Here is a 6,763-nt window from a genome sequence, read left to right on the forward strand (position 1 = left end):
CCGCGAAGCGGCCGGCGAAGCCGGCGGCCGCAGGCCGTCCTTGACTCCGGGGCAGGTCGAGAAACACTCGAGGACAGGGTCGGCGGCCCAGACCAACCACGAACACACAGCACCGAGCGCCATGCATCAAAGATCAGGGCTGATAGCGCGGATCGACATCCTCGGCGGCGATCCCGAGCAGATCCGCGATCTGCTCGACCACGACCATGAGCACCATCGCCTCGACCTCGGAGCGGGTGTGGCAGCGGTGCTCGATCGGCCGCCGGTAGATCACCAGCCGCGCCGGGTTCGCGCCGGAGCCTCGCTCGAGCGACCCGAGCGGGATGTGATCGTCGACGGTCCAGTCCTTCGGGATGTCGGGCGACTCCTCGACGGCGTACTCGATCAGGCCCAGCCGTGACTGCCAGCGACCGTCGATCTCGGTCACGATGGCAAGCGCGATGTCGTCGAAGCGCTCCCGGCGGGTGCGCAGGACCGGCACCTTCGGGTCGGTGGGAACGGCCACCGGGCCACGTGTCCCACGGCCGTGCCGATCCCTGTGCCTGGTCATGTACGCGAGCCTAACTGCGCGGCTGGCCTCAGGGGAGTACGGTTCACCCGTGACTGCTCGTCGTTGTTCGCGTACCGCCTGCCAGCGTCAAGCCGTCTGCACGCTCACCTATGTGTACGCCGACCAGACGGCCGTTCTCGGCCCGCTGGCGACCTATGCCGAGCCGCATGCCTACGACCTGTGCGAGGAGCATGCCGAGCGGCTGTCCGCGCCACGGGGCTGGGAGGTGGTTCGGCTGGCTCGTGAGCCGGTGGACCCGCAGCCCAAGGGCGACGACCTGCTCGCGCTGGCCGATGCCGTCCGTGAGGCCGCGAGGCCGCCGGCTCCGTCTCCGCGAGGGCCCGTCGGGGCCCCTGGGCAGGACGACGCCGAGGAGCCGGGGGCGAACGACGGTCAGCCCCGTCCGGGCGGCACCCGCCGCGGGCACCTCCGCGTGCTGACCTCGGAGTAGGACGACTAGAGTTCCGGACATGCCGGAGAGAGTTGACCCCGACATCGCCAACGCCGTCTTCAAGGCGTACGACGTCCGTGGCACCGTCCCTGATCAGATCGACGAGAACCTCGCCCGACGCGCCGGGCGGGCCTTCGTGCACGTCACCGGCGCCCGTCGTGGCGAGATCGTCGTCGGCCACGACATGCGCCCCAGCTCCCCGGCGCTCGCGGGAGCCTTCGCCGAAGGTGCGACCGAGGCCGGCGCCGACGTGACGATGATCGGGCTGGCCTCGACCGACGAGCTCTACTTCGCCTCCGGTCACCTCGGGCTGCCGGGCGCGATGTTCACCGCCAGCCACAACCCGGCGCAGTACAACGGCATCAAGCTGTGCCGCGCCAACGCGGTCCCGGTCGGCGCCGAGACCGGGCTCGACGAGATCCGTGACCTGGTCATCTCCGGCGAGGTTCCGATCGCCGATGTCGCGGGCAGCATCAGCGAGACCGATGTGCTGGAGGCGTACGCCGCGCACCTGCTCGGTCTGGCCCCGGTCAAGGGTCGCCGGCTCACCGTCGTCGCAGACGCGGGCAACGGCATGGCCGGCCACACCGCGCCTGCGGTCTTCGGCCGCCTGGGCCCCGAAGCCGTCGAGATGATCCCGATGTACTTCGAGCTCGACGGCACCTTCCCCAACCACGAGGCCAACCCGCTCGACTCGACCACGTTGGTCGATCTGCAGGCCAAGGTGCGCGAGACCGGCGCCGACGCCGGTCTGGCCTTCGACGGCGACGCCGACCGCTGCTTCCTGGTGGACGATAAGGGCGAGGTGGTCAGCCCGAGCGCGATCACCGCCCTGATCGCCGAACGGGCCCTGGCCCAGGAGCCGGGCGCCACGATCATCCACAACCTGATCACCTCCCGCGCGGTCCCCGAGATCGTCACCGAGCTCGGCGGCACCCCGGTACGCACCCGCGTCGGCCACTCCTACATCAAGGCCGTGATGGCCGAGTCCGAGGCGGCCTTCGGCGGCGAGCACAGCGGCCACTTCTACTTCCGCGACTTCTGGCGCGCCGACTCCGGCATGCTCGCCGCGCTGCACGTCCTCGGCGCCCTCGCCGAGACCGACCAGCCGCTGAGCGAGCTGCTGGCCGCCTACGCCCGCTACCCGATGAGCGGCGAGATCAACTCCACCGTCCCCGACCAGGCCGCCACCGTGGCCGAGATCGAGAAGGCGTACGCCGGGCGCGACGGTGTCACCGTCGACAAGCTCGACGGCCTGACCCTCTCCCACGCCGACTGGTCGGTCAACGTACGCGCCTCCAACACCGAGCCGCTGCTGCGGCTCAACGCGGAGGGCAAGGACACAATCACCATGGAGCGCGTGCGCGACGAGGCGCTCGCGATCATCCGAAAGGACAACGCATCATGACTGGCGCAACGACCCCCCTGGGCCTGAGCGAGAAGCTGCTCGAGATCATCGTCTGCCCGCAGTGCCACGGCGACCTGCTGCCCGTCGAGGCGACCGTGCCCGACCAGGATGGCGAGCTGGTCTGTCAGGGGGAGTGCGGCCTGGCCTACCCGGTCCGCGACGGCATCCCCGTCCTGCTCATCGACGAGGCTCGTCCGACCAAGAGCGAGTGAGGCAGCGATGACCTGGTTCGACGAGTCGAGGCTCGACGACGAGCGAGCGCTGGCCGGGATCGACCTGCTGCTGCGCTCTCTGGCCGAGTCCGGAGCCCGGGTCCGCCGGGAGGCTGCGGGTGCCGCAGAGCCCCTGCAGGAGGCCGTACGCCGCGCCGCGGAGACCGGCCGACCCCGGGCCGTCGTCGCTGCAGGTCCCGACTCGCGCCTGCTGCGCGCCGTCCTCGAGCCGTTCTGCCCGGTGCCGTTCGTCGCCTGGCCCGCTCCGGGCCTGCCGGGCTGGGCCGGAAGCCTCGACCTCGTGGTCGTGCTGGCCCCGACCGGCTCCGACCCGGGTGAGGCCTCTGCCGCCGCCGAGGCCGTCCGCCGCGGCGCCCAGCTGGTCGTGGCCGCTCCGGAGAAGTCGCTGGTCGCCCAGCACGCCGAGGGTCGCGACAGCACCCTGCTCCCGGTCGAGGGCGGCGACACGCTCGCGATGGCGATCCTGATGCTCACCTACCTCAACTCGGTCGGTCTCGGCCCGGAGGCCGACGCGGACAAGGTGGCCGACGCGCTCGACGACGTCGCCACCGCCTGCTCGCCGCATCGCGACATCTCGGTCAACCCGGGCAAGATCCTGGCGATCTCGCTGGCCGACTCGCTCCCGGTCGTGTGGGGTGGCTCCGTCCTGGCCGCCCGCGCCGCCCGCCGTGTCGCCGAGAACCTGCGCCGGGCCAGCGGCCGAGGCGCCATCGCCGGTGACGCCGACGACCTGCTCCCGGTCCTCGAGGCCGCCCGGCCACGCAACGTCTTCGACGACCCCTTCGCCGAGGAGCAGGCCTCCGCGCGTCCCGTTCTGGTCATCCTCGACGACGGTGCGACCGATCCGATCATGGTCGAGCAGCGGCGGTCTCTCACCGAGGCCGCGGACACGCGCGGCGTACGGGTGGAGGTGGTCGAGGCGAACACGACCACGGAGGTCGCCCGCTACGCGTCCCTGCTGCTCCAGGGGACATACTCCGCGGAGTATCTGCGTTTGGGTCTGGTTAACGAAGGTTAATTCCGGATGACGGACAGATCCATGTGATCTGCCTCATGTCTCACGCTCAGGGGTGTCGGCGACGCGTCGCCATGGTGGGCGACCCCTGGACGCGGGGGAGCGGACCGCTGTTTGATTTGGCAACAAATCAGACACATAGCGGTCACACCCCCACCCTGGAACAGGATCCCCCTCCCATGAGCCAGACCAAGTTCGTCGTCGCCGGTGCCTTTGCCCTCCTGGGCGCGATCCTCTTCAGCGGCCGGCTCTCCGCCCCCGCTCCACCCGCGACCGACGAAGCGAGCGCCGCGGCCGGCGGCACCCTCCGGATCGGCGTCGACAGCGCCGAGCCGTCGTACTACAAGATCGACGGCGTGACCAAGGGCTTCGACTACCAGATGGCGCGCAGCGTCGCCGAAGGCATGGGCGCGGAGCCGGAGTTCGTGGAGATGGAGTTCAACGAGCTCTTCCCGGCCCTCGAGGCGGGCAAGATCGACATGATCGGTGCCCAGGTCACCAAGACCGAGGAGGCAGAGCGGAAGTACGACTTCAGTGCTCCGTACTTCGTGACGTACGTGTCTTTCCTCGCCCCGAAGAGCTCGGCGATCAAGACCCGTGACGACATCGACGGCAAGAGCGTCGCCGTCGTCGAGGGCACCGTCCAGGAGCGCTACCTCGAGGAGCAGTACGAGGACGTCACCGTCATCAAGGCCAAGAACGCGGACGCCGCGGTCAGGTCGATGGGGCGCGGTGAGTCCGACGCGTTCTTCTACGGCGCTCCCTACTCCGAGTCGATCATCAAGGGTGCGCCGATCCCGCTGACGGAGCCGATCGTCTACCAGGCCGAGGACGCGCCGATCGGGTTCGTGGTTCGCGAGGGTGATGAGCGCAAGGAGCGGATCGACGGGGTCATCGAGGACATGGTCCTCAACGGCGAGTGGGTGAAGATCAAGACGGACTACTTCGAGGCGGTCCCGCTCTCCGAGTTCTTCAGGGAGAAGGGCGCCTGAAGCGCGGTTGTCTGCGTTTGGGTTCGTTCGCCGAGGAAGCCGTCCTGAAGGTGAACGATGCGCGTGATCTGTGTCACGCACTGCGGTCAAGGTTCGGTCACGGATCGTCACAGATAGTGACGACGATCCTCGAAAACCTGGACGCGAGGTGGCAGACAGGTGTTTGATGCAACATCGTCCGGCCACTCCTGGCCAGCACGTCTCGGATTCTCGGCGCCGACGTGACGGGCATGCCCCACCATCCCGAAAACACAGGACTTCCGCATGAATCACATCAAGTTCGTCGTCGCCGGCGCCCTGGCCCTCCTAGGGGTCCTGGTCATCGGCGGCTACTTCGCCGACCCCGCCCCCAAGGCGACCGACCAGGAGAGTGCCGCCGCCGGGGGCACTCTGCGGATCGGTGTCGACGGCACCGAGCCCGCTTTCTACAAGGTCGACGGCGTGACCAAAGGATTCGACTACGAGATGGCGCTCGGCGTCGCCGAGGGTCTGGGTGCCAAGCCCGAGTTCAAGGTCATGGACTTCAGCGACCTCTTCACCGCGCTCGAGGCCGGCGAGATCGACATGATCGGAGCCCAGGTCACCGAGACCGCGGAGCGGAAGCAGGACTTCGACTTCACCGCGCCCTACTTCGTCACCTACCTGTCGTTCCTCACCCCGGAGGACTCGCCCATCAAGAACCGCGACGACATCGACGGCAAGAACATCGCTGTCGTCGAGGGCACCATCCACGAGCGCTACCTCGCCGAGCAGTACGAGGACGTCAACATCATCAAGGCCAAGGACGAGGACACCGCGGTCAAGGCGATCCAGGACGGCAAGGCGGACGCGTTCTTCTACGACGCCCCCTACACAACGCCGATCATCGCTCGCTGGCAGGACAAGTTCCCGCTGAAGGAGGCGATCGTCTACCCGGCAGACGACGCTCCGATCGGTTTCGTCATGAAGAAGGGCGACGAGCGCAAGGAGCTGATCGACGGGGTTCTCGAGCAGATGATCCTCGACGGGGACTGGTTGAAGATCAAGAAGGAGTACTTCAAGGAGTACCCGCTCTCGGAGGTCTTCAAGGACAAGGGCGCCTGAGGTTGACGGCGCTCGCCCCGCCTTGGGGCGCCTGAAGTCCAGTAGCCTACGATGCCCGCTGGCCTGGCTCAGCCAGGTCGCAGCGTCTCGGCGCACCCCTCCCCCCAACCAGGACGTCGTATGAAATCCCTGAAGTTCATCCTTGCGGGCGCGGTCACCCTTCTGGTGATCCTGATCGTGGTCTCCAACACGGTGGAGACGACCGGCCCCTCCTCTGCCAGGCGCAGCAGCGCGGCCGATGACGGCCAGCTCAAGATCGGTGTGCTGGACAGCGCCCCGGTGTACTACACCGACGGGTCCTCCGCCAAGGGCTTCGACTACGAGGTGGCCCTCGGTGTCACCGAGTCGCTCGGCATCAAGCCGTCGTTCGTTCCGATGGACTTCGCCGACCTGTTCACTGCCCTCGACGAAGGCAAGATCGACATGATCGCCTCCCAGGTGAGCGTGACCGAGGAGCGCGAGGAGGCGTACGACTTCTCGCACCCCTACTTCGTCACCTACCTGTCCTTCACCACCCCGAAGAACTCCCCGATCAAGAAGCTCAAGGACGTCAACGGCACCCGGGTCGCCATCGTGGACGGCACCGCGCAGGAGAGCATTCTCAAGGCACGCTTTCCCAAGGCCGAGATCGTGAAGCGGAAGAACGAGGCGGCCGCGCTCGAGGCGGTCGCCGTGGGCAAGGCGGACTCGTTCTTCTACGACGCGCCGTTCACCGATGGGCTGATCAAGAGCGCCCCGATCCCGATGGAGGAGCGGATCGTCTTCCCGTCCGACAAGGCCCCCATCGCCTTCGTCTTCCGCAAGGGCGACGGGCTCAGGGACCAGGCCGACGATGCGATCGACGAGATGATCGTCAACGGTGACTGGCTGCGGATCAAGACCGACTACTTCAAGGAGTACCCGCTCTCGGAGCGGTTCCGGGAGCAGGGCGTCGAGTAGCAGTTCGCACCCGCTAAAGTTCGCGGCATGAGCGAGCGCCAGCGAGCGACAGTGGGCCTCAGGCCGTCGCCTCCGTATTCTCTGCCCTTCGC

General features: G+C 68.0%; 8 protein-coding genes. 7 read left to right on the plus strand and 1 reads right to left on the minus strand.

What is annotated here, in order from left to right; genetic code table 11:
- Nucleotides 1-133: 133 nt before the first annotated feature.
- Entirely contained in the window at nt 134-550 is a 417-nt protein-coding gene (locus tag ACFU7D_RS27830; protein ID WP_378729458.1) for a metallopeptidase family protein, read from the minus strand.
- On the opposite strand from ACFU7D_RS27830, the gene ACFU7D_RS27835 reads away from it, so the two are divergent.
- The 7 genes from ACFU7D_RS27835 (at nt 549) to ACFU7D_RS27865 (ending at nt 6,671) form a co-directional block, all read left to right on the plus strand.
- Complete coding sequence (locus tag ACFU7D_RS27835) at nt 549-1,001, plus strand: DUF3499 domain-containing protein (RefSeq protein WP_378873422.1); 453 nt, start codon at nt 549-551, stop codon at nt 999-1,001. The genes ACFU7D_RS27830 and ACFU7D_RS27835 overlap by 2 nt on opposite strands.
- A 19-nt stretch (nt 1,002-1,020) precedes the next feature.
- On the plus strand, nt 1,021-2,409 hold the full coding sequence (locus tag ACFU7D_RS27840; RefSeq protein ID WP_378873424.1) for a phosphomannomutase/phosphoglucomutase: 1,389 nt from the start codon (nt 1,021-1,023) through the stop codon (nt 2,407-2,409).
- 17 nt (nt 2,410-2,426) lie between these two features.
- Entirely contained in the window at nt 2,427-2,621 is a 195-nt protein-coding gene (locus ACFU7D_RS27845) for a Trm112 family protein (RefSeq protein WP_378729468.1), read from the plus strand.
- Nucleotides 2,622-2,628: 7 nt separating this feature from the next.
- Nucleotides 2,629-3,660 (plus strand): SIS domain-containing protein, encoded by a 1,032-nt coding sequence (locus tag ACFU7D_RS27850; RefSeq protein WP_091052671.1) that lies wholly within the window; start codon nt 2,629-2,631, stop codon nt 3,658-3,660.
- 176 nt (nt 3,661-3,836) lie between these two features.
- Nucleotides 3,837-4,649 (plus strand): substrate-binding periplasmic protein, encoded by an 813-nt coding sequence (locus ACFU7D_RS27855; RefSeq protein ID WP_378873426.1) that lies wholly within the window; start codon nt 3,837-3,839, stop codon nt 4,647-4,649.
- Between the two features lie 264 nt (nt 4,650-4,913).
- Nucleotides 4,914-5,732: a substrate-binding periplasmic protein gene (locus ACFU7D_RS27860; RefSeq protein WP_378873428.1), complete on the plus strand. Its 819-nt coding sequence runs from the start codon at nt 4,914-4,916 to the stop codon at nt 5,730-5,732.
- Between the two features lie 120 nt (nt 5,733-5,852).
- Complete coding sequence (locus tag ACFU7D_RS27865) at nt 5,853-6,671, plus strand: substrate-binding periplasmic protein (RefSeq protein ID WP_378873430.1); 819 nt, start codon at nt 5,853-5,855, stop codon at nt 6,669-6,671.
- Nucleotides 6,672-6,763: the final 92 nt, after the last annotated feature.

It is taken from the genome of Nocardioides sp. NPDC057577 (assembly GCF_042801335.1).
In the GTDB taxonomy this organism is placed as follows: Bacteria; Actinomycetota; Actinomycetes; order Propionibacteriales; family Nocardioidaceae; genus Nocardioides.

What these genes read in the sequence shown, in the direction of transcription:
- ACFU7D_RS27855 (WP_378873426.1), top strand. Translation starts at nt 3,837, where the DNA reads ATGAGCCAGACCAAGTTCGTCGTCGCCGGTGCCTTTGCCCTCCTGGGC.
- ACFU7D_RS27840 (WP_378873424.1), top strand. Translation starts at nt 1,021, where the DNA reads ATGCCGGAGAGAGTTGACCCCGACATCGCCAACGCCGTCTTCAAGGCG.
- ACFU7D_RS27860 (WP_378873428.1), top strand. Translation starts at nt 4,914, where the DNA reads ATGAATCACATCAAGTTCGTCGTCGCCGGCGCCCTGGCCCTCCTAGGG.
- ACFU7D_RS27850 (WP_091052671.1), top strand. Translation starts at nt 2,629, where the DNA reads ATGACCTGGTTCGACGAGTCGAGGCTCGACGACGAGCGAGCGCTGGCC.
- ACFU7D_RS27865 (WP_378873430.1), top strand. Translation starts at nt 5,853, where the DNA reads ATGAAATCCCTGAAGTTCATCCTTGCGGGCGCGGTCACCCTTCTGGTG.
- ACFU7D_RS27835 (WP_378873422.1), top strand. Translation starts at nt 549, where the DNA reads ATGTACGCGAGCCTAACTGCGCGGCTGGCCTCAGGGGAGTACGGTTCA.
- ACFU7D_RS27830 (WP_378729458.1), bottom strand. Translation starts at nt 550, where the DNA reads ATGACCAGGCACAGGGATCGGCACGGCCGTGGGACACGTGGCCCGGTG.